Origin of the sequence: Nostoc sp. FACHB-110, from assembly GCF_014697425.1 — a bacterium.
Lineage (GTDB): Bacteria > Cyanobacteriota > Cyanobacteriia > Cyanobacteriales > Nostocaceae > Nostoc_B.
The window spans coordinates 28,145-50,862 of record NZ_JACJRU010000043.1; the positions used below are offsets into that span (position 1 = coordinate 28,145).

Sequence of the window (22,718 nt, forward strand, 5' to 3'; positions counted from 1 at the left end):
TAAGGCAGGGGGCAGGGGGCAGGGGGCAGGGGGCAGGGGGAAAAAGCGTTTGAGCCTTATTTACTTTTCTTCACATAGTTTGGTTTTATTGCATCGACTTACTTATATCAAACTGCTGCGGTCAACCTACGACGGACAAGTATTTGATTTAATTCCCGAGGTAGCTAATCGTTACTTAGGTAAAAGAAGCCAGTGTAAATTCCTAGAAATTTGGAAATTTAACCGTCAAATCAACAAAATTAAAAGAGGTTATACACTGCGAATTCAAGCTTTAGTAGCTTTTTTGTTACACTGGTCAGATGATAATTGGCAAACTGTTAAAGATACACCTTCTATCTCGACAAAATTAGGGGTGTATTTTGTTGATATACCTGTTTTTGATACGCCAAATAATTCAATCATATTTACATTTTTCTGGATTGATACCCACAAGTGGGAAGGGCAAAATTACACAGTTACAGTTGGATAAATCCCAGTTAATTGATATTTTGAGAGTCATTTTTTATGGAGAATCAATCACCAAAGCCAACCATTGATTATTGGCACGTCTGGACTGATAAAGACGGTATTAGCCATCAATCAGCTGTCAAATTCACGAATTTATCCAGCAAGGCATAGCACCAGATACTTGACCCCAGTGGCTGGCAAACTTGAAGCAGTCTGATGCCACAATCACTTTTACTGTGTTACCTGTGGAATGGGTAGGAGACTGGCATGAAAACCCAAAGCCCCAGTGGATTATCCCTTTGTCGGGACGTTGGTTTGTCGAGACTATGGACGGACAAAGAGTAGAAATGGGGCCTGGTGACATTTCATTTGGCGAAGACCAAAATACAAAAATAGATGCACAAGGTCATAAGGGTCATTTATCGGGAACTGTGGGCAATATTCCTGCAGTTTTAGTAATGGTGCAATTAGCAGAAAATCCAACTAGAGAACAAGCTTGTCGATTAAGCTAAAATACCATAATTGTCACAGATAAATTGACTAGTCCCTCGAGGCGGGAATAGAGAATATAGTTGCTAGATTTCTTTGAGCATTTCGATAGTACTAAAGCGAAAACCACAGGATGTAAATAGTCTTCTGGCACTTTCATTTACTGCTGCTGTATCTAATCGAATTTGTTTGATTCCCATTTGGTGAAACCGCTCAATACTTAACATTACCATTTCTCGAGCAATGCCTTTTTGACGGTGTTCTGGCTCTACCCATAAATCGTGAACAAACGCAAATTCTTGGATACGATAAATTGGGATTTCTTGCTCTATTGTTGATACTATAAATGCTACAAGCTGCTGATTATCTTCTGCTACTAAAAAGACGCTGCGATCGCTTTGAGCCATCCTCGTTAACCATTTTTCATAACGCTGCTCTATATATGGTATAAAACCATACTTCGCATTATCCCAAGTTTCATGTAATGCACAAATCTTGCCTACCATAGGCAAAACTGCGGGGATATCATTGGCTGTAGCAGAACGAATGAGCATAAACTGTGGCAATTTACTGTCTTCGGCAAATTTATCAAAAACTAACTGTGTAAATAAATCAACTTCAAGACAGATTAAGTACACAGACTAGATGAACGCCATTGAAGCGAATATGGATAGCTTTGAAGCTAATGAATCTCATTATAATAAGTTCAGCATTTACCTATTACCCCCCATCATTTATGACAATACTTCAACTGATTGAACCTGAAGTCAAAGATTTGGGTGGGTTTGTTGCCCGCCGTAGCTTGCCATATCCTCAGCAGCAGATGGTTGGGCCGTTTATTTTTTTCGATCATCTTGGGCCATCGGTTTTACCACCCAACAAAGGTATTGATGTCAGGCCACATCCGCACATTAATCTGGCCACGCTCACTTATTTATTTGAGGGTGCTATTATGCACCGCGACAGCTTAGGGGTTGTCCAAGAGATTCAACCTGGTGCAGTCAACTGGATGACAGCAGGTAAAGGAATTGTACATTCAGAACGCTCTCCCGATTCTGAGCGTCACAATGAAGTCAGTATTCATGGTATTCAAACTTGGATTGCTTTGCCTGTCGAATACGAAGAAGTCGATCCTTGGTTTATTCATTATCCGGCCGAAGGGATTCCTAGTTGGGAAGAGAATGGCGTTGCTATTAAACTGATTGCGGGTGAAGCCTATGGTCATACCTCACCTGTCAAAGTTTTTTCACCCATCCTTTATTTAGATGGGCTGTTGTCTGCCAACTCTCACTTTACTATCCCCACTAATTATTCAGAAAGAGCAGTATACAGCGTGACAGAGGGATTAAGTATTAATAATGAAGTTTTAGAGCCATATCGTCTCGCTATTTTGGAGCCAGGTGAGGAAGTCAAGATTTCTGCTGCTACTGCGGCTCGGTGCATTGTCATCGGCGGTGAGCCATTAGGTACACGCTACAAATGGTGGAATTTCGTCTCTAGCCGACCAGAACGAATTGAACAAGCAAAAGCTGATTGGCGCGATCGCCAATTTAGTAGTGTACCAGATGAAACAGAATTCATTCCACTGCCAGAAGTAGTAACAGAAGCTAATCCTCTCTAGTACAAAAAGGCAAAAGTAAAAAGAAAGAATAACGATACCACAAGCCTTTTAGCAATTCTAGATAGTCTGTTTATTTACGCTGACCTGTACTAGTAGGTGTAGGTTGGGTGGAGGAACGGAACCCAACATTCAGGCATACTTTGTTGGGTTACGCTATCGCTACACTCAACCTACTATTCTCTTAACTGAACCGTATTGGGTCTAAAGCCTCGCCTTGGAAGGGGAAGAAATCAGAAAATATATGAAAAGAAGAAAGCGCAAGAAATATAGCGTCCTTATTTGAAACTTCTTTTTTAAAGGAGGACTCCCCACACCCTACACCCATTAACCCAGCCTCCACAGACAAACTTTGTGCGTAAGTCCTCAATACGTTTTAAATCAATTAGTCGGTCGAATCTAGTTCTTGCTCCAATATGTCTGTTGATTCAGATGCGTAAGAATGTGTCTTTTTTGTGGGATATGCACTTTCCCATGAGTAATTACAGATTTTGCTCCGAAGCACCGTACCTAGTGTGAGGTTAATTGTGACAGCAAAAAAATCTATAAAAATCAGATTGACAACTCGATTAATCATTAGCCCCTCTTGATATTTTTTGGTTCAAGTGAGATCTAAACTGTTCTACATCTGATTTTGTGTCCGTTCCAGAAATCTGCTATTTTTGGTTGAATGAAAAATTTATTAAAATTGATGCTATTTTTCCTCTACACTAATAGGCTCTGGTTTCTTGACTCCATGCAGTTTGATAAAACTATCAAAGGCGTACCATGCCAAGACATACCAAGGAATAATTTCTAGTTGCAAGCCTTTAACTAGCAACTGACGCACAGATAAACATCCCAGTGCTAAAGGAAAGATAAAGCGTAAATCAACTACACCATTTGTGGCTTTTTCCACTCTCTCGTTTAAATCAAAAACAGCATTTGCCACTGTAGCGGCTGCTTCCGTGTGACTTTCGCTAGCGGCAGCTACGTCAGCAAAAATCAAGCCAATATCTTTGAGTGTAGCTACTACATTTTGTAAACTTTCATCATGGCGATCGTAGTGGATGGCAATACTACCGTTATGCACATTAGTTTTTACATGACTAATATGAGGTTGAGCATCCAACATTTTCACAATACGTTGTAGTTCCCCAGCTTGACGATGAGAGGGGGCAATTCTTAAACGCAGCCTACCTGGGGTATCGCTAATAATTTTTGTAGAGATAGGTTTGGATGGCGTGTTCAAGGCTGCTGCCTCCACAACTTTAGGCATCATAGTGACGTTACCATGATTATTTGTAAACACATCCATCCTCCTGATTGATACGTGGAATACTTTCCTATTTGATTGGTAAATTATTTTGTTCAGATCCCCGATTTATTCAAAAAGTCGGGGATATTTCGATTAATGAATGATTGAGAACTGCTATATCTGAAGAAGAGGAAAGTTTGAAGTATTGAGTATGAAACTTGATGCTTCATCCTTTCCCAAAAACAGGCGGCAAGTTTATGCACCATTCTCAGATGTGCTGTCAACTGGGGTAGCAGCAGCTTCAAACAAAGGGGTTTCTCTGTCTTCTGCCAGTTCTGCTTTCGCTTCCGCTACGATGTCTTCCCAGGTTTCACCTAGTTCTGCAAAGGCTCCTTTGCTTTTTTCGTAAGCAACAATTCCACCTTTGATGATAGATTTAGCTATGGGTTTGCCAATTCCAGCAACCACAGGAATAAGCACAGGTGCGAGTAACACTGCACCAATACCGGCAATGATTCCAGGTGCGCCTGCATCTTCAACAAAATCAGTAATTTTCGGCATAATTTAAGTATCTCCAGTTAAATTGAAAGGTTTTCAGAAAGCTATCTAGCTTAATCTACCCAAGGTCTTACCTCATCTTGCTGATGGTAGAGCTTTTTGTGGGGAATTTTTAAGAATTGGACGTAAGCCGTTAACACCTGCAACGATGGTTGAACCATTGTTAACTACTGTTGCGCCTAAGGGGTTTAGCCCAAATAGCACTGCGATCGCCATTGCTGCGATATTAGGAATAGCAACAATACTGGTATTTTGCCGAATCAATTTTTTGGCGTTGCGTGCCAGAGCGATCGCCTCTAAAATTCCATGTAAGTCATTTTCCATCAGCACTACATCTGCTGTCTCACGGGCAATTTCTGAGCCGTGAGCAAAGGATACTGAAACATCAGCGTAGGCTAAAGCTGGGGAGTCGTTAATTCCATCTCCCACGAAGGCAACTGTCTTGCCTTGTTCGTGCAGTCCGCGGACAACGGCGGCTTTTTGTTCGGGGAATGCTTCGGCGTGAGTATTAGCTGGGGCAATTCCGAGTTCTGCGGCTACAGCTTTGGCTGTGCGTTGATTGTCGCCGGTGAGCATATGCACTTCTACACCTTCGACCGTCAACAGATGGTTAATTACTTTCCGGGTTTCTGGGCGAAGAACATCACTATATCTTATTCTACCGAGAAGTTGCCCATTACTGGCAACATAAATCACAGAATTTACTCTGTTGCTATCGTTGAGAGCTTCCATATTCACGCCTTGTTGACGTAAGAAGCGCTCGCTACCGACATAAACAGGCTCGCCATAAATCTCTGCTTCTACACCCAAGCCAAGTTTATAGTTCCACTTGCTGCGGCTGGGGATAACAGTTTGCTGTGCTTCGGCATAACGAATTACCGCTTCGGCTACTGGGTGTGTTAATCGTTGCTCGGCGGCGGCGGCGATAGCTAAAACTCTATCGTTGGCGACATCAGGATTGAAACTATCAACGCCAATAACTGCAACTTCACCCTTAGTTAAAGTACCAGTCTTGTCAAAGACAATAGTATCAACTTCTGCCAATTGTTCTAAGGCGCGACCACTACGGATGAGAATGCCGTGGCGGGCGGCGTAAGTTAAAGCTGCCAAAACAGTTGTCGGGACGGATACTCTGATCCCGGTGGCAAAGTCGAGGGTAAGCACGCTGGCGGCTCTAGCAGCGTTGCGGGTGATGGCAAACACGCCTGCACCCAAGAGCAAGGTAGGGAGAACAGCTTTTTCGGCAATCTTGATGGCGCAGTTTTCCATCCGCGTATCGTGGACTGGAGCTTCTTCCATAAGTTTGATGCTTTGTCCGGCGCGGGTATCGTTACCTACTCTTTCTGCCAAGATATAGATACTGCCTTCTCTGACCAATGTAGAAGCAAAAACAGGTTGTCCTTGAGTCTTTAAGACGGGGACTGATTCACCTGTGAGTTTCTGTTCATCTAGTAAGGCTTTACCTCGTAAGATGCTGCCATCCACTGGGACTTGTTCGCCAGGATAGACAATTACAGTGTCGCCACTTCTGACTTCTTTGATGGAGATTTGCACTTTTTGTCCATCACGTTCTACCCAAACGAATTGCCCTAAAGAGTTGAGCAAATCTAATGTCTGCATTTTGGAAGAACGGGCGGTGCGATCGCGGATATTTTCACCAATTTCAATTAAACTCAGCATTAAGGCTGGGGTGAGAAACTGGCCTTGGACTGTGGTAATGACAATTGCCAACAAATCCAACACATCAATCGTTAGTTTTCGCTGCATCAACAGTCCGACGATGGCTCTTTGGAAGACAGGCAATGTTGCTAGCGCAATAGTTCCCGCCACCATAATTGGTGGGACAGAAAATCCTAACGGCCCACCTAGCACCGCTAACCCAGTAGCTACAGCCGAAAGTTGCAATCCTGGCCAATTGCCTGCTTCTGCATTCTCTTTAGCTTTTAATGACTTTTTCTGCTCCAACAGCACAACGTTGGCATCATTAGCCGTCATAATCAGACAGCTAAGGCGCAACCGCATTTTGGCATCGCTGACTTGACTAGTTTTATAAGTCACAACTAACGAGGCCGCCGCAGGTTTAATTCTGACGCTGGTAACGAGGGGATCAACTTCTAACAACGTTTGGAGACGTTGCATATATGCAGAGTTATCACGCAACTTGGGAATACGCAACCGCATTCTTCCGGGTACTGCATGGATAACACTATAGACAACTTTGGGGATCGCTGGATGAGAGCGTCCATTGTTGTTGACTAAAGAGACTTTGCCATGAGATTTTCTTGGCTGCGCTAAAACCACCGTACCTACAGTTTCATAAACCTTCGCACCCAGAGGAACCTCTTCTTTGACTTCAGTTTCTGAAGCTTGTTGAACTGCGGGGGATACTAGTTGTGCTGTCAATGGTGTCATTCCTGATCTCGCATAAAGTAGTAGAAAACTTGGTTTATCAGGCAGTAGTTTTTAATTTGCGATCGCAAATTATCTCTCCAATCAAACAAGAATGGTGAGCTACTGCAAACAAAATTTGCTGATATGTTGTTAAATTCTGCTGGTTGGGATGGCGGCGATACCTGCCGTTGCTTCGTTGGCAGATTGAGTCAATCTAGTTAAATTTATAATGGCGGTGGCAAAATCACTGTGCGTTCGCCTTTGAGAGTCTCGCAGTGCCCCAGTTTGAGCGGTTTTCACCACTGGGGTTGCTTTGCACAAGTTCTCTAAGCTTGGCACAGATTTGCTGAGTGCTGAGTGAAGATTTATAGTTCTTCTAAGCCTCTGCTGCTCTACTGTTGTGAAAGTGGCTGCTATTTTCCAGGGGCTAGGCCCAGGAGGCTGCGATGCCGATGAGGATACTGAACCCTCCATTTTCATCCTCCTGTGTTCCTTAACGGAACGATCTACAACGGAAAGTTCGCCATATAGGCTAAAGAAAAAGACATAGCTGCGGGCTTCATATCAGCCCATAGACTAGATATGTTTAGATTGTTACTTTTTACTGGTGTTTTTGTTGTATCGGAGGATACAACAGACTGAGTATTTGGTTCTAAAAGCTGTTGCGGCTCTGGGGTTGGCACTTTAGGTTTAGAAGGGTTGATTTGCAAAGCCAATTCCATCAGTTTTACCCAATGGCTGACTTTGACATCACCCGGATGAAATGCAATCGCAATTGAAGCTGCATCACAATTCATCCGCAAGTTAGTTACTTGCGCGTCTGTTTTTAACAACCTTTCCAACCGTCTTGCATATGCTTGATCCTGGGCAATCCGGGGTATATGAAACCTAATCCTGCCAGGAATAGTATGAACTACAGTATAGACAATATTTGCGCTCCGTTTTACGTCTTGCCTAACTGGTTCAACTACAGGTTTAGTTAGTGCTTGTGTCAATTTCGCTTTAGTTGGGTTATTTGGTTTTGCAGATTGACTCGTGCCAGTTTGTAGCTGTTTGTGGCTATCTGATTTGGCAATTTGCGGTTCTAGGTAGTCAATTACCCGACGAGTTGCGTCTGCGGTAATCATATAGACAGGGATAGAAGCGAGTCCGCTAATTCCCAATCCTCCTGTCACTGCTAATCCTGTCATCAAAGGAATGAAGGAGATAGTTTGCTCAAGCCAAAAGTCCGAGGATTTCCAAGCAGCAAAGGGGTCTTTGCCACTTCTCGACTCTGGCGAGGTTGGTGCAGGATGAATATTCAGTTTTTTGAGTATAGCAAACATCTGCGGTAATGCTAGCTGGGTTTCATCAAATGTCACTAGCAAACTGCTTGTTTGCTCGTTGATAGCAACTTCTTTGACACCTTGGCATTGCTGTAGATGTTGAATTACTGGTTCTAGCCTTGAGTTGAGACTACCGTCAGTAGCGCGGATGCGAATGCGACCGTGAGTTATATGGATAATCTGCAATTCACCAGTTGGCAGCGTTGCTAAACTAGTGTTCTTATTCACTTTTAGTTCATCGCTGTGACGCTGAGTAGAGCTTAAGTCAGGAGACAAAGCCTCTTTCGGACTTAAACCTCGACTACTGAGAGTTTTGGTCATTTACTCGATAGTTGCACCAAGGCTAAAAGGTTAACAATAGGTTAAATATAACTCATAATTTCCGTAGGGGAAATCACTCTCAAGATTTATTTTAGATTAAGTAATGTTAACTACCCGTTTTTGGTATTCTTGCTCGGTGATTAGATCGTGGGTAGTTTCGACGCGATCGATAAATACAATCCCGTCAAGATGATCGTATTCATGCTGAAAAATCCGCGCTACAAAGTCTGTTAATTCTTGCTTTTGCAATTTACCATCGCGGTCATAATATTCAACTTCAATAGCCTGATATCTAGGCACTAATCCTCTAATCCCAGGAATACATAAACAACCTTCCCAACCCTTAACAATTTCTTCAGAATGTGACACTATCCTAGGGTTAATCATGGCAGTGGGTTCCATCGTAGGAGCATTGGGATACCTAGGGTTTGGGCGAGAAGCGACAATAAATAAACGCTGTTGTTCGGCAACTTGGGGTGCGGCAATCCCAACACCATTAGCTTGCGAAACTGTCGCAATTAAATCATCAATTAATTTTTGAATTTTTTCATCATGGATATTATCAACCCAAGCCGCTTTTTCTCTAATGATGGGGTCGCCCAATTGCGCTATTGGTAGCAAGTCAGCCATAGAAAAAAACTCCTGTGAACTACTAGCAAATAATTAAGAATTTGAACACATAATTAAATAAAAATTGACAATTATTAATTGTCAATTTTCGCTAACATAAAATTTTCTAATTATCTACATATAATTTTCTTAACCTCAATTCTTCAAGTATTCACTTCAGACTTCAGTTAGCTTTCTTGTTGGGCGGGCAGTGGCGCAGGACGGACTGGAACTTCGAGGATTTGTCCGTTACGTTCTACTTGTACGGGTACAGGATTACCAATTTGACTATTTTCTACCAGTCTTTGCACTTGCTCGACGGTGGTCACAGACTGGCCATTAATTTGACGAATCACATCTCCTGGGCGTAGTCCGGCTACAGCAGCTGGCGATCGCGGAATAATATTGACTAACAATACACCTTTATCGGCTGTGAAATTCATCCGCTCGCCAAATCGCTCGTTGATCCTTTCTTTAATTTCTGGGGTCAGCGTCACCATCTGCACACCCAAATAAGGATGGTCAACTCGGCCTTTACTAATTAATTGTTGAGCAATTTTCTGGACTGTGTTAATGGGAATGGCAAATCCCAAACCTTGCGCGCCACGCAAAATTGCCGTGTTCATCCCAATAACTTGACCCCGCGCATTCAGCAATGGCCCACCAGAGTTACCAGGGTTAATAGCTGCATCGGTTTGAATATAATCTACACGTTTATCACTCGCGCCAATATCAGTACTAGAACGACCTGTGGCACTAATGATTCCTGAGGTCACAGTATTGTTTAAACCCAAAGGATTACCAATCGCAATGACAGCTTCTCCTGGTTGTAAAGTTTCCGAATTACCCAAAGATATAGTAGGTAGGTTATTGGCATTAATTTGAATTACAGCTACGTCTGTTACTGGGTCTTCTCCCTGCACTTTGCCATCAAAAGTCCGACCATCTTTGAGGGTAACTGTTACAGTATCTGCACCATCGACCACATGGGAATTTGTCAAAATCTGCCCAGAAGAACTAATGATAAATCCCGAACCGCTACCGCGTTCAACTCGTTGTCGAGGTTGGGCATCGCCAAAAAAACGTCTAAAAAACGGATCGTTATATTCGTCTGGAACACGAGATGTCACAGTTCTGGAAGAATCAATCCGCACCACTGCACCGCCTACATTGCGGACTACGCCAACTACATAATTAGGGTCTCCAGAAGTTGCGATAATGGGTGGAACTGCGATCGCAGTTTCCGAGTTAGCAGTCTGAGGATTAGAAACTAAAGGCTGATTTGTCGAATTTTCAAAGGTTTTACTTGGTAAAAAACCACAACCTCCCAAAGACACCACAGCTATTCCACTTAACAGCATTAACCTGAGATTGGTTGATTTCTGAGAAAGTAACCAACCCCAGCCATCCATCTTTTGTAGTTGAAAATTATGCACTGTCGTCTTCATGTGTCTTTGTTTCTCCGTGTTAGTCGGTGGGTGCTAGGATAATGCCTACTGGGTAGCCCCAAAATGATTACAACTCAAACTTGACTCTAGGTCTAGAGCATCTGAATTGTAAATTAGTGCTTGCTCATATCTTCTATTTTGGCGATTAGCAGCAAAGGTGATAGGTGATGGAAATTTCTCTTGACAGTCTGTGGTCTCAGGTGCTAGAGCGTCTACAGCTAGAATTATCCCGGCCTACCTTTGAAACATGGATTAAAACTGCTAATGCCGAGCGGTTAGAAAATAATTGCTTAGTTATCATTACCCCAAATCCCTTCGCCCGTAATTGGTTACAGAAGTATTACATCAATACCATTGCTAATGTAGTGCAGAATATTTTGGGATATCCAGTTGAAATTCACATTACAGTTGTCAAAGGTGAAGAAGTTCCGCAATTAGGGGAAACCGAAACCACATGGGAATTTACTCAACCCAAAGCAGCATCTGAAACTGTGCCACAAAAAACCCAAACAAATGTGGAATTAAACTCAAAATATGTATTTTCTCGGTTTGTGGTGGGAGCTAATAACCGGATGGCGCACGCCGCATCCTTAGCGGTGGCTGAATATCCCGGTAGAGAGTTTAATCCCCTGTTTTTATGCGGTGGTGTTGGCTTAGGTAAAACCCACCTGATGCAGGCTATCGGTCATTATCGCTGGGAGATTTGCTCAGATTCTAAAATCTTTTACGTTTCTTGTGAGCAGTTTACTAACGACTTAATTACAGCTATCCGCAAAGATAGTATGCAGAGTTTTCGAGAACACTACCGGGCGGCTGATGTGTTGTTAGTAGATGATATTCAGTTTCTTGAAGGTAAAGAATATACACAAGAAGAATTTTTCCATACTTTTAATACGTTACATGAAGCAGGCAAACAAGTTGTCATTGCTTCTGACCGTCCCCCAAACCAAATTCCCCAACTACAAGAGCGGTTGTCTTCACGATTTTCTATGGGGTTAATTGCCGATATCCAACCGCCTGATTTAGAAACACGGATGGCGATTTTACAAAAGAAAGCAGAGTATGAAAATATCCGCTTGCCTAAGGATGTAATTGAGTATATAGCAACTAACTACACTTCTAATATTCGGGAATTAGAAGGAGCATTAATTAGGGCTTTGGCATACATTTCCATTTGGGGTTTGCCAATGACAGTAGAGAATATTACCCCTGTTTTAGAAACGCCGAGTGAAAAAGTTGCCGCCACTCCAGAGACAATTTTAGCGGCGGTTGCTGATACTTTTACGCTCTCAGTTGAAGACCTCAAAGGTAACTCACGCCGACGGGAAATTAGCTGGGCGCGGCAAATTGGGATGTATTTAATGCGTCAACACACCGATTTAAGCTTACCGAGAATTGGTGAGGAGTTTGGCGGGAAAGATCACACCACAGTGTTATATAGTTGTGAGAAAATTACCCAGCTAAGAGAAAGCGATCGCAATTTAGTCCAAACTTTAAGGCAACTGAGCGATCGTATCAACATGAGCAGTCGTTCGCAAAAATCATCCAGAAATTAATCTTGAGTTTTCCACAGGCTACACTCTTATTAACCATCTCCATCGTTAAGGAATGAATTCAAAATATTAAGTTAAGTATAAAAAACGATTAAATCTAAATTACTCTGTGGAAAAACAAATCTTTTTTGTGGAAAAATCTCCAAGATTCTGTGGAAAACCCCATCAAGTATAATTACCTTGTGGAAAACCCCGAAAAGTTTTCCACAAGTTTTCCACAGGTTTTAAAACGACTCAGGGACTTCCAACTAAAAAAATATTCAATCTTGAAGCGGTACAGGGGCGGAGCGGGAGAAAAAGATTCTCATCATATCTTGGATGGTTGAATAATTTAATTTCTCAAAGTCCCTCAAGATGATGTGTAGGGAAAAAATTGCATTGATGAAACCCAGATCAAAGTTAAATAGCGTGATACCAATTCTCCTTTAAACCTGACCTTGGCCAGGGGTGTTTTCTCTGCTTCTTCATCAAGAACTCGTATGAGTAAATTCAACTTTTGAAACCATCCTCTCAGACAGCTTCTCAAGGTAATTCTCAAAAATACTTAAAATATCTATAATAACCACTATCAATACTGAGGAGAAGTGGTATATTTTTATATATTCATTATTGATTAAATATTAGGCATAAACAAGAAGTATCAATTTTCTTTGCTCATAGTCAATAACTAGCAAAAATTTTTCTCATAAAATCGGAAAAACGTTTGTTAGCTTTGTTGTAAATACTTAAGCGTCCCACTATCAGTAGTTATCAGATCAGCCTAAAAACTACTTTAGGTCTGCCGAAATCAGGGAATTGTCATCACCAAAAAGTTGAGAAAAAACTATGGAAGCCATTGGTTATCTTCATCTTGCCTCTGCCTATGAGACATCGGAAAACATCGAGATTGTTCCTATCAAATTGGAGTTCAAATTTTTGCAGTTGCCCAAGCTTTCTAGTGTTGCGGCAATGCGTTTTTTATCGGTGGCATTGGCTATAGGATTGTTAAATGTCGCTGACCAAGCTTTTGCACTCCAACAAGTAGGTAGTCAGGGAACAGAAGTTAAATTTATTCAGCAGTGCTTAAAAAATTTAGGTTATTTTAATGGCCCGGTAACTGGCACATTTGCTAATTTAACCCAAAGGGCAGTATCTCGTTTCCAACAAGCTAAGGGGCTAACTGCCGATGGAGTTGTGGGTAACAATACTCGCCAAGCTTTGCAACAATCCTGCCAAGGCGGAACAACTAGCACAAATAATAATGGGCAATTACGCTTAGGTAGTCAAGGACAAGCTGTAGCTCAGTTACAACAAAATTTGCGCCAATTAGGTTATTTTGACGGGCCAAGAACTGGTTATTTTGGCAACTTGACACGCCAAGCAGTTATCCGGTTTCAAACGGCTTCAAGTATCCCTGCTAACGGCATTTATGACACGAGAACTGCCCAAGCACTACAAAGTAACTTGAATGTGGGTGGTGAATATCCGGTGTTGGCTCCAGGTAGTCGCGGTCAAGCAGTTACTAGGCTACAACAGCGTTTACGAGATTTAGGCTATTTTAAGCAAAATCCCACCGGCTATTTTGGCAGCGTTACCAAAAATGCTGTGGCGACATTTCAACGACGTGCAGGTATTCCTGGAACTGGGGTTGCTAATGCTCAAACTTGGGATGCACTGTTGAATACTGCCAATGTTCCCAGCCAACCTAATACTTCGTCTCAACAAGTTAGAGATGTGCAGCAACTTTTGTTAGATTTGGGATACTACAAAGGCTCTGTGACAGGGACAGTCGGCACATTAACACGAGATGCAATTGTGCAGTTTCAGCGTGAAAACGGACTGACGGCTGATGGTGTTGTTGATACTCAACTTGTAGCTGCAGTACGTAAAGTTTGGACAGCAAGATATTCCAATCAACCAACTAGAACAGTTCTGGCTACTGGTGCAAGAGGAGAGAATGTAAACGCTGTTCAACGGCGTTTATCGGAGTTGGGTCATTACAATCGCACTATAGATGGTGTTTTTGGTGAGTACACCAGAAATGCTGTGGTAGCATTCCAAAAAGAGTATCGCCTCAATCCTACTGGGAAAGTAGATGGGCAAACTTGGCAAGCTTTAGGCGTGGAAAATTCTTTAATTGCTAGTCGTCCAGTGAGTAATCGCTATTATGTAGCCGCAGTGCCGATGCAAAATATCGATACCCTCGACAAAGTGCGTCGTTATGTACCCAATGCTTTCTCTGAGGTTTCCATGTCAGGAAATTATGTGAATGCGGGTGCATTTAGCGATCGCTCCGTTGCCGAAAATCTCACCAAAATGTTACGCTCCAAAGGGTTAAATGCGAGGGTGCAGGCGATTTAGTGATTTAGTATTATTGGGTTTAAAGAGTAATAGCTAACGTAAGAATACAAGAATTTGTCATCGATGAAACATTAGTGTCACCGATGACAAATTCTTAGTCACTGTACACTTTTTCAGCTATCTTTACTGATAATTTTTTTAGTGGGCAGGAGGAGAATCGAACTCCTATGACCGCAAGGTCGCCACATTTTGAGTGTGGTGCGTCTACCAGTTTCGCCACCCGCCCTTGGGAGCAACTTTCCTAATATAACATACGCTTTAAATTTATTGCAAGTAATTTTGCTCCTGAGGATTTTAAATTACCTTTTATTCGCTGATAATTCTGTTGCCTGTTAATAAACTAGAGTCAATATCTTGGATGGATGCACAACCACTGAGAGCCATTGCCACACTTAATTCATCTTTTAACAGGGAGATAATATGAGATACACCAACTTGTCCTACTACAGCTAATCCCCACAGTATGGGGCGACCAATAAGAACTGCTTTCGCGCCTAAAGCCAAGGCTTTGAGGATATCTGTACCACGACGAATGCCGCCATCTACTAACACTTCGGCTTGACCATTGAGTGCTGCAACTATTTCAGCTAGTGCATCTAAAGAAGCGATCGCACCATCAAGTTGTCTGCCACCATGATTGGAAACTACAATTGCTTTAGCTCCATATTCAACTGCACGCACAGCATCATCAGCGCGTAAAATGCCTTTGATTACTAAAGGTAACGGTGACAAAGACTGTAACCATTCCAAGTCACGCCAAGTTACTGCAGGGCTTAATTGCTGGGAAAAATAGGTAAATAATCCCGATTCTTTTGATGCTTGGGGAATATTCAACCCAGAGACATTGGTAATATTTGCCAATTGTAATCCAGCAGGTAAGCTAAAGGTATTACGCACATCTCGCTCTCGTCGTCCCAAAATTGGCGCGTCAACAGTTAAGCAAAGAGCTTGATAACCTGCGGCGTAAGCTCTTTCTACCAAATTTTGCGTTAAACCTGGGTCTTTGTGGATGTAAAGTTGAAACCATTGGCAAGCGTTATGTTTGTCACCCACCGCAGCAACTTCTTCGAGACTTTTGGTAGCCATCGTACTCAACACCATACCCACACCTGCGGTAGCTGCGGCTAATGCTGTGGCTAGTTCTCCCTCTGGATGGGCTAGACACTGAAATGCCATCGGTGCAATTAGTAAAGGAAGTTGCAGAGGCTGTCCTAAAATAGAAGTGGTTAAATTGCGATCGCTAACATCTACAAGCATCCGCGGACGCAATTTTATTCTGTCAAAAGCCTCACGGTTATCGCGTAATGTGATTTCATCCCAAGCACCACTGCTGTAATAATCAAAAGCCATCTGTGAGAGATGCTGTTTGGCTAATTTTTCATATTCCCAGAGGTTAATTGGCTTAGAGATATCTGTCATGGTGTGGAATGAAATTGCCGAGCTAGCTGAAGTTGTTGATTATTTTATGACACTTTACCCCTATGTTACATGAAGGCGATCGCCTACAACCTGCCGCAGATGAGCGTTAAGTTACCAGTTACGCCAACCGCCTTTGATTGGAGTTTCACCGGAATTTTTCAAACCATGAGTTTGCAGTAAAGTTTGATATTCTTGACTACTAGCCCAACGGTCAATTTCTCTGGCGCGCAGGACGGGAACGGGATGGCTTAATTGGGCTGTACGGGCGGCTTTCACCATTTCGCCCAATTCTGTTTTACTAATCTCATCATAAGCCCGGGCTTGGGCAACAAAGGCATCGAGGTTAAGTTGCGGTGCAAGTGTGGGCGAACCACCAGCGAGTTTCATGAGTACAGACATGACCACTCTAGGATTTTGGGTGGCTAGTAATGCGGCGCGATCGCAGGTAAACTCAGCACAGCGTACCCATTCTAAAAGTTGTGTTTGGATGGCTTGAGCCAGCAAATTACCCACATTTGGCACAATTGCCGCCGCTAATATCAGTAAATTTACAGGTGTTAAATAAACACTATGGTCGCATTTCAGATGCCCTAACTCATGGGCAATTACCGCCTGAATTTCTTCTGGGGTGAGCATATCTATCAATGAAGTATGCAGCATCACAAAAGGCTGTTTACCCCGCATCGCAAAAGTATAAGCGTTAGGTGCTGGATGTTGTCGGACGTATAATTGCGGTGGTTCAATATCTAAGACTTTGCAAGCTTCTAATAATAATTTATGTAAATCTGGCAGTTGATTTTCACTGACTAAAACACTAGAAGCAATGTTTTCCACATAAAAAATCTGCTCCGCCATTGGCCCCAGCCAATTGCGCACCATCAAATCAATACCAGGTATTTGTTTGAGAGCTTTGGTAGATTCCAAGTCTAAGGTATGACGAAAGGAGTCAGCTTTTAAACCAATTAGCGGGGTTTTGATGAATGACATGATATAGCCAGCTTGCACACAAAGACTGTAAAAATATGGCTGCTAATTTAACAGCCATCCACAAGCTAGTATAACGATTCAGTCGGTGGAAGGAGGGGGGAAGGGAAGATGGGTGTGTGGGTGTAGGTGTAATAGTGTATTTATCCAAAACCCTGTCACCCCTATACCCATACACCCCTACACCCCTTCTAATTCGCAATTGTGACTGGGGGAGTGCTGCCATTAGAAGTCACCCCTGGGGTTGAGACTTCGTTGACGCGCTTGATTTTAGCTCCCAATTGCTGCAACTTGATATCAAGACGATCATAACCGCGATCGAGGTGATGCAAGCCTTGGAAAGTGGTTTGTCCGTCAGCGGCCAAGCCAGCTAAGACAAGGGCTGCTGATGCTCGCAAGTCTGTACCAATGACAGGCGCACCCGATAAATTGGGGACTCCGCGCACAAAAGCTGTGTTACCTTTAACGCGAATCTCTGCACCCAAGCGGTTTAACTCGGAAGCATGGCGCAAGCGATTTTCAAAGACAGACTCGTTAATGATGCTGTCACCTTCTGCTAAGGTGAGCAAAGCCATGAACGGTGCTTGCATATCTGTGGGGAAACCAGGATGGGGTAAGGTTTCAATATATGTCGCCTTGAGAGTTTCCGCCGGTAGTATTCGCAAGCAGTCTGGGGCTTCTTCAATAATCTGCACGCCGATTTCCCGCAGTTTGGCAATTACGGGAATTAAATGGTCGGGTACAACTGGGGATAATGAGATTTCCGAACGTGTAATTGCACCAGCTACCAAAAAAGTTCCAGTTTCAATGCGATCGGGGATAATGCTGTAGTCAACAGAATGCAATTGCGGAACACCCTCAATGGTGATGACACTAGTACCAGCACCGTGAATTTTGGCTCCCATTGCGTTACAGAAATTCGCCAAATCAGCTACTTCTGGCTCACGCGCTGCATTTTCGATGATAGTTTCGCCATCAGCCAGGGTAGCCGCCATCATCAATGTTTCTGTTGCGCCCACACTGGGAGTGTCAAGGTAAATTTTGGCTCCTTTTAATCTGCCACCATTGGGAACATAAGCATTACAAATGCCATGTTCAATCTGCACCTCGGCTCCCATTGCTTGCAGTCCCCGGACGTGCAAGTCAACTGGTCGAGCGCCAATTGCACAGCCACCTGGTAAGGGCATTTGTGCCACCCCTAGCCTAGCCAGAATAGAACCAATGGCAAAAAAACTGGCTCGTAGTTGAGTCACGAGTTCGTAGGGAGCTTTAGATGTAGTAATATTGCTGGCGTTAATGTCTAAAATGTCGCCTTGGCGTGAGACTTTTACACCTAAAGCTGATAAAACTTGTCCCATTTTTTCGACATCCGCCAACAAGGGAACATTACGGATGTGACAATCTCCAGAACAGAGCAATGCTCCAGCCATGATTACCAGTGCTGAATTTTTTGCCCCGCTAACTTTGACATGACCGTGCAAACGATGCCCACCGAAAATTTGCAAGACTGAGGAGTCTGCTTGAGGTGCAAGCTTGGCATCTGGTAAGCTGGTAGAAGGATTAATAAGCCTACCTCCAAAAATAATACTTAATTTTCAAGGGTTGAAGTTGGTTTTGATTCTACAGTAAAGATTTCATTTGTCTACATTTTGGATTAATCAATATATTTTTTGGCTCGTGAGTTGAGGGCAAAAAATAATGAGAATTAATCTCAGATGTAATGGTAAATTTCAATACTTCGTAGACTATAGGCGCTGTTTTGTTCGGGATGGTCTTTGAGTTTGTAGGAAACTCAACCACTCATCATAGTTCCCAATCTGGAATTTAAAATATCTACGACACAGATATTTTGCATATAAGTTGACAAAAATAAATAATTAAGTAATAATTAGAAATTGTCGATTAAAAATGCCAGCGGAACTGGCGGAATTGGCAGACGCGCTAGATTCAGGTTCTAGTGCCGCAAGGCTTCCGGGTTCAAGTCCCGGGTTCCGCATTTTAAAGTAAAAAGTGCTGAGTGCTAAGTGCTGAGTAAAATCAAGGCTCCACTACTAGCAAATTATTAGCAAATGTTAACTAGTTTACAAAACCCTCTCGTTAAGCAAATTCGCAAGCTGCACTCTACCAAGGAGCGTCACAAGCAGGAATTGTTTTTGTTGGAAGGGACACATTTGCTGGAAGAAGCTGGTGCGGTGGGTTATCCATTGGTGACGGTGTGTTGTACACCAGACTGGCAAGCGGCTCATGCTTCGTTGTGGGAGAGGTTATGTAGTCGTTGTGAAAGGGCAGAAATTGTCAGTGAGGAAGTTTTAGGAGCGATCGCCACTACAATACAACCAGATGGCGTAGTCGCCACAGCTAGACGCAGCGAATCTTTCAATCAAGTCCCCTTTGATGGCATTGTTTTAGCTTTAGAAACCATCCAAGACCCAGGCAATTTAGGTACGATTATTCGCACGGCGGCGGCGGCTGGTGCATCGGGATTATGGTTGAGTGGTGATAGTGTAGATTTAGATAATCCCAAAGTGTTGCGTGCTAGTGCAGGACAATGGTTTCGCTTAAATATGGCAGTGAGTGAAGATTTATTAACCACAGTCCAGCAAAGTCAGCAGGCGGGAATGCAAGTGATAGCGACTTTGCCAACAGCAAAATTAACTTATTGGGAAATTGATTGGCGCAAACCCAGTTTAATTTTATTGGGGAACGAAGGCGCAGGTTTATCGGCAGACTTGGCAAAGATGGCAGATAAACAAGTCAATATTCCCCTGAGTCCTGGAGTCGAATCTTTAAATGTGGCGATCGCAGCTGCTTTAATGTTATACGAAGCTCGGCGACAAATAACCTCATGTCTGCCGAATCAGCGATGATTCAAGAGAAAAACTCTTTTCCCCCTGCTCCCGGCTCCCTGCTCCCTTGCGGTTTTCATGATAAGTCTTTTAGCAGACAACAGACAACCACAGGCTAAAGCAGCATCACTTTGTCTTTTCTTCCAGATATTGTTCAATATCCGCTACAGCATCCTCAAAAGCTGCTAAATCAATTTCTGTTAAATCATCAGCTAGTTCAATATCAATTGGTTCTTCAGTCTCGGTTTCGTCGTCTTCAGTCAGACCTGGCTGTAGAATACCTTCCAATTGGTTGAGAGATTGTTCAAACTCGTGATTAGCGGCGTTGCGCTGTTGATGATCGTTATGCTCCATCATACTGACTGAAAAATATTGATTTCCTAACTTAGTTTTAAATTGCAGTTCCTACAAATTTCTATTTTGCATAGATCAAAGCTTCATGGCTATCTGCTGTATCAACTTTACACACTCAAAGGCTGAACAGCAAAATATTCAAATTATGACATTCCTAGATTAATGCATTACACGCGATGTCACTAAAAAAGGCATGGGAAAGTTACCCAATGCCTTTTAATTAATCAATTGTGACGAATTTTTAGTGGGAAGCAAATCGGAAACTATTCCCGATTGCCTATTCCCCATCAATGAATCATTCTGGTGTTTTCTGCAAGTCAGGCCGTTCTTCTTGAACGATCGCATTTTCTACAGGGCATACTTGGAAACAGATCCCACAATCAATACAAGTGGCAAAATCAATCCAATACCAATCAGTGCCTTTAACATTTTTGCCAGGCCCTTCATGAATGCAGGCTACTGGACAAGCACCTACACAGTCCGCGACACCTTCACAGACATCAGTAACAATTGTATGTGGCATTTGCTAGATCCCCTCTCTTGAATATGGCAACAAGACAAGAGTCCATAGTCAAAAGTCAATGGTTTTGACGATTGACTTTTGACCATTGACTCTGAGTTATTAACGAATACTTTCTATTGTGGGTGAACCATCGGCTTTAATCCAAGCGATTTGGGCTATACCGCGCTCGCTGGCATATTGGCGAATGGCTTGGGTATTCCTTCCCCCCAATTCCATTTCTACAATCACTAAATGAGTAGAATCACGGAGTTTTTGGGCATAAGCAAAGGCCGCCGCTTCTGCATTGTCATTTTCTGGTACTACTAACCAATTGCTAGCAGGAATTTCTTGTGGTAATTGCCCAGTTGATAAAAGAATTTGGTATAAATCCTCAATATTCAGGACAAATCCAATACCAGGAATGTTTTTGCCTTGCGGGTGGTAAAGTCCTAAAAGTTGGTCATAGCGTCCACCCCGCCCTAAAACGCTGGCTGGAGAATTGCTATTGCTAACAATTTCAAAAACAATCCCAGTGTAGTAGTCAATAGTTTGGATCAAGCTAAGATCCAAGATTACAGAAGAATTGCCTTCTAACTCTAGTAATTCTACTAAAGATTTGAGGTGATTGATTGCCTGTTGCTGTGCTGCGTCTAAACCTAAACTGCTGACTTTTTGCAATACATCTTGAGAGTTACCGCGCAAATCGAACATGATTTTAGCCCGAGTGCGCAATTCTTCACTCAAAGGCAAAGTGTCAATGGCTATACGGTCAAGATTGGCGATCGCATTTCTGATTTTTGCTTGTAAATTAGCAGGAAAAGCCTGTAAAAGCGATCGAGTAATTCCCGCCTCGCCTAAAACTATCCGCCAGTCTCGTAAACCCAATGCTTCTAAACAATTACCCGCTAACAGCAGCACTTCGGCATTAGCCCGTAAGCCGCCTACACCCAGGAGTTCCACCCCAGCTTGATAAAATTCTTGCTGGCGATTATGTCGATTTTCCCAGATGCGGCGGAAAACATTGGCATTGTAGTAAAGCCGTTGCGGATAAGTCAGACTTTCTAGGCGTGAAACAACAGCACGAGCGATGGATGCTGTTAATTCCGGCCGCAGTCCTAATTCTTCATCTTCTGAATTTTGCAGTTGAATCACCATTTGGCGTTGAATTGCTTCCCCCGCCATTAAAGTGTCCATACGTTCCAGCGTTGAAGTAATAATCCTGTGATATCCCCAACGATGGAACACCTGCTCTAACCTGTCTTCAATCCAGCGTTTTTGAGCCACATCTAAAGGTAATAAATCCCTGGCTCCCGCTGCTGGTTGATACACCATTATTTTTTCTTCCCACCAAACAAACCACCAAATAAACCTCCACCCCCAGACTTATCTGGTTCTGGATGACCAGATTTAGGAGGTGAAGTTACTTTAGAGCCACTTGATTGTTGTCCCAAAGCTTTATCTATTTTAGGTTTCCATGACAACGCTGTTTGGTCATTCGGGTCTAATTTTAGAGCATTGTCAAAATGAATCTTGGCCATTTTCAGCTGATTTTGCTTCAAATACACTAAGCCAATCATGCTGTGACAGCGACTACTTTTAGGCGAGAGTTTCAAACCATCTTGCAATTCTACTTTGGCTTGAGCAAATTGGTTTTTCTCAATCAACGTTTGCGCCCGTCGGAGATATTGTTCTACGGCTGCGTCGTCTTTTGGTGGTGGTGGTGGTGCGGCGGCGGTAGTTGTGGGTGGGTTAGGGCTTGAAGTAGGTTTAGGCGTAGGTGGTGGGGCTGATAAAGCTTTACCAGCACTCCGCATTAAGTAGACCAAATTCAACTCACTGATTTGGCAAATGATAGATATAACTTGCTGTAAGGAGTTAAATTGAGTTTCAGCAATTTTAGCGATCGCAGTTTGATAGAGATGATCGATATTGGGGGAAGCAGCTAACTGTTTAGCTGTATCGCTGGTGAGTTCTACAGATGCAGAATCTTGCACCAATCGCTTACCCATTTGAGACAAAACTATCATGTATTCTGTGCGCGTGCGTTCTGCCGATAGATGTTCGTAAGCTGGGTTAACCAACTTAGAAAGCAATTCACTGGCCAGCTTTTTCTCTCCCGCAGAGGCAGAAGCATTGCTGTCAGGATGCAAACGACGAGCAATTTGCAAATAACGCTTGCGAATATCTTTAACATCTGCATCTACAGGAACGCACAAAATTGCGTGATGGTCTATAAAGTCATATTTAAACAATCCACGATCTATTTTTAGCGACATA

General features: G+C 42.9%; 21 protein-coding genes and 2 tRNA genes. 7 read left to right on the plus strand and 16 right to left on the minus strand.

Annotated elements, in window-relative coordinates; genetic code table 11:
* Positions 1-49: 49 nt before the first annotated feature.
* Positions 50-469: a hypothetical protein gene (locus tag H6G69_RS27390; RefSeq protein ID WP_242072199.1), complete on the plus strand. Its 420-nt coding sequence runs from the start codon at positions 50-52 to the stop codon at positions 467-469.
* 181 nt (positions 470-650) lie between these two features.
* Positions 651-959, plus strand: a complete 309-nt coding sequence (locus H6G69_RS27395) for a hypothetical protein (RefSeq protein ID WP_242072200.1) — start codon at positions 651-653, stop codon at positions 957-959.
* 63 nt (positions 960-1,022) lie between these two features.
* Here the strand turns inward: H6G69_RS27395 and H6G69_RS27400 are convergent, their stop codons facing one another.
* Positions 1,023-1,574, minus strand: coding sequence for a GNAT family N-acetyltransferase (locus tag H6G69_RS27400; RefSeq protein WP_313952198.1), 552 nt, complete (start codon positions 1,572-1,574; stop codon positions 1,023-1,025).
* Positions 1,575-1,672: 98 nt separating this feature from the next.
* On the opposite strand from H6G69_RS27400, the gene H6G69_RS27405 reads away from it, so the two are divergent.
* Positions 1,673-2,557, plus strand: coding sequence for a pirin family protein (locus tag H6G69_RS27405; RefSeq protein ID WP_190692277.1), 885 nt, complete (start codon positions 1,673-1,675; stop codon positions 2,555-2,557).
* Positions 2,558-3,248: 691 nt separating this feature from the next.
* Here H6G69_RS27405 and H6G69_RS27410 read toward each other — a convergent pair.
* From H6G69_RS27410 to H6G69_RS27440, 7 genes are all read right to left on the minus strand, one after another.
* Positions 3,249-3,845: an HMA2 domain-containing protein gene (locus tag H6G69_RS27410; protein WP_190692278.1), complete on the minus strand. Its 597-nt coding sequence runs from the start codon at positions 3,843-3,845 to the stop codon at positions 3,249-3,251.
* A gap of 201 nt (positions 3,846-4,046) precedes the next feature.
* Positions 4,047-4,352 (minus strand): DUF5132 domain-containing protein, encoded by a 306-nt coding sequence (locus H6G69_RS27415; RefSeq protein ID WP_190692279.1) that lies wholly within the window; start codon positions 4,350-4,352, stop codon positions 4,047-4,049.
* Positions 4,353-4,424: 72 nt separating this feature from the next.
* Positions 4,425-6,761, minus strand: coding sequence for a heavy metal translocating P-type ATPase (locus H6G69_RS27420; protein ID WP_190692280.1), 2,337 nt, complete (start codon positions 6,759-6,761; stop codon positions 4,425-4,427).
* A 129-nt stretch (positions 6,762-6,890) separates the two neighbouring features.
* Positions 6,891-7,214, minus strand: coding sequence for a hypothetical protein (locus tag H6G69_RS27425; protein ID WP_190692281.1), 324 nt, complete (start codon positions 7,212-7,214; stop codon positions 6,891-6,893).
* 32 nt (positions 7,215-7,246) lie between these two features.
* The gene (locus tag H6G69_RS27430) at positions 7,247-8,386 is read right to left on the minus strand and encodes an HMA2 domain-containing protein (protein WP_190692282.1); all 1,140 of its coding nucleotides are present in this window, start codon (positions 8,384-8,386) and stop codon (positions 7,247-7,249) included.
* Positions 8,387-8,482: 96 nt separating this feature from the next.
* Positions 8,483-9,016 carry a peptide deformylase gene (gene def, locus H6G69_RS27435; RefSeq protein WP_190692283.1) on the minus strand — a complete coding sequence of 178 codons (534 nt, stop codon included), beginning with the start codon at positions 9,014-9,016 and terminating at the stop codon, positions 8,483-8,485.
* A gap of 167 nt (positions 9,017-9,183) precedes the next feature.
* Positions 9,184-10,443 carry an HhoA/HhoB/HtrA family serine endopeptidase gene (locus H6G69_RS27440; protein ID WP_190692284.1) on the minus strand — a complete coding sequence of 420 codons (1,260 nt, stop codon included), beginning with the start codon at positions 10,441-10,443 and terminating at the stop codon, positions 9,184-9,186.
* A gap of 167 nt (positions 10,444-10,610) precedes the next feature.
* Here H6G69_RS27440 and dnaA point away from each other — a divergent pair, with 167 nt between their 5' ends.
* On the plus strand, positions 10,611-11,999 hold the full coding sequence (gene dnaA / locus H6G69_RS27445) for a chromosomal replication initiator protein DnaA (RefSeq protein ID WP_190692285.1): 1,389 nt from the start codon (positions 10,611-10,613) through the stop codon (positions 11,997-11,999).
* 822 nt (positions 12,000-12,821) lie between these two features.
* The gene (locus tag H6G69_RS27450) at positions 12,822-14,336 is read left to right on the plus strand and encodes a peptidoglycan-binding protein (protein ID WP_190692286.1); all 1,515 of its coding nucleotides are present in this window, start codon (positions 12,822-12,824) and stop codon (positions 14,334-14,336) included.
* A gap of 142 nt (positions 14,337-14,478) precedes the next feature.
* Here H6G69_RS27450 and H6G69_RS27455 read toward each other — a convergent pair.
* The 4 genes from H6G69_RS27455 to murA form a co-directional block, all read right to left on the minus strand.
* Positions 14,479-14,562: transfer RNA gene (locus H6G69_RS27455), tRNA-Leu, on the minus strand.
* Between the two features lie 80 nt (positions 14,563-14,642).
* Positions 14,643-15,755 carry an alpha-hydroxy acid oxidase gene (locus tag H6G69_RS27460; protein WP_190692287.1) on the minus strand — a complete coding sequence of 371 codons (1,113 nt, stop codon included), beginning with the start codon at positions 15,753-15,755 and terminating at the stop codon, positions 14,643-14,645.
* A 111-nt stretch (positions 15,756-15,866) separates the two neighbouring features.
* Complete coding sequence (locus H6G69_RS27465) at positions 15,867-16,742, minus strand: M48 family metallopeptidase (protein WP_190692288.1); 876 nt, start codon at positions 16,740-16,742, stop codon at positions 15,867-15,869.
* Between the two features lie 188 nt (positions 16,743-16,930).
* Entirely contained in the window at positions 16,931-18,304 is a 1,374-nt protein-coding gene (gene murA / locus H6G69_RS27470; protein ID WP_190692306.1) for a UDP-N-acetylglucosamine 1-carboxyvinyltransferase, read from the minus strand.
* A 349-nt stretch (positions 18,305-18,653) separates the two neighbouring features.
* Here murA and H6G69_RS27475 point away from each other — a divergent pair.
* Positions 18,654-18,735 (plus strand) — tRNA-Leu (locus H6G69_RS27475).
* Between the two features lie 73 nt (positions 18,736-18,808).
* Positions 18,809-19,606 (plus strand): RNA methyltransferase, encoded by a 798-nt coding sequence (locus H6G69_RS27480; RefSeq protein WP_190692289.1) that lies wholly within the window; start codon positions 18,809-18,811, stop codon positions 19,604-19,606.
* 105 nt (positions 19,607-19,711) lie between these two features.
* Here the strand turns inward: H6G69_RS27480 and H6G69_RS27485 are convergent, their stop codons facing one another.
* The 4 genes from H6G69_RS27485 to H6G69_RS27500 form a co-directional block, all read right to left on the minus strand.
* Positions 19,712-19,942: a hypothetical protein gene (locus H6G69_RS27485; RefSeq protein WP_242072201.1), complete on the minus strand. Its 231-nt coding sequence runs from the start codon at positions 19,940-19,942 to the stop codon at positions 19,712-19,714.
* Between the two features lie 292 nt (positions 19,943-20,234).
* Complete coding sequence (locus tag H6G69_RS27490; protein ID WP_190692290.1) at positions 20,235-20,462, minus strand: ferredoxin family protein; 228 nt, start codon at positions 20,460-20,462, stop codon at positions 20,235-20,237.
* A 99-nt stretch (positions 20,463-20,561) separates the two neighbouring features.
* On the minus strand, positions 20,562-21,773 hold the full coding sequence (locus H6G69_RS27495; RefSeq protein WP_190692291.1) for an ATP phosphoribosyltransferase regulatory subunit: 1,212 nt from the start codon (positions 21,771-21,773) through the stop codon (positions 20,562-20,564).
* Positions 21,773-22,717: a J domain-containing protein gene (locus H6G69_RS27500; protein ID WP_190692292.1), complete on the minus strand. Its 945-nt coding sequence runs from the start codon at positions 22,715-22,717 to the stop codon at positions 21,773-21,775. Before H6G69_RS27500 ends, H6G69_RS27495 begins: the two co-directional genes overlap by 1 nt.
* Position 22,718 lies beyond the last annotated feature (1 nt).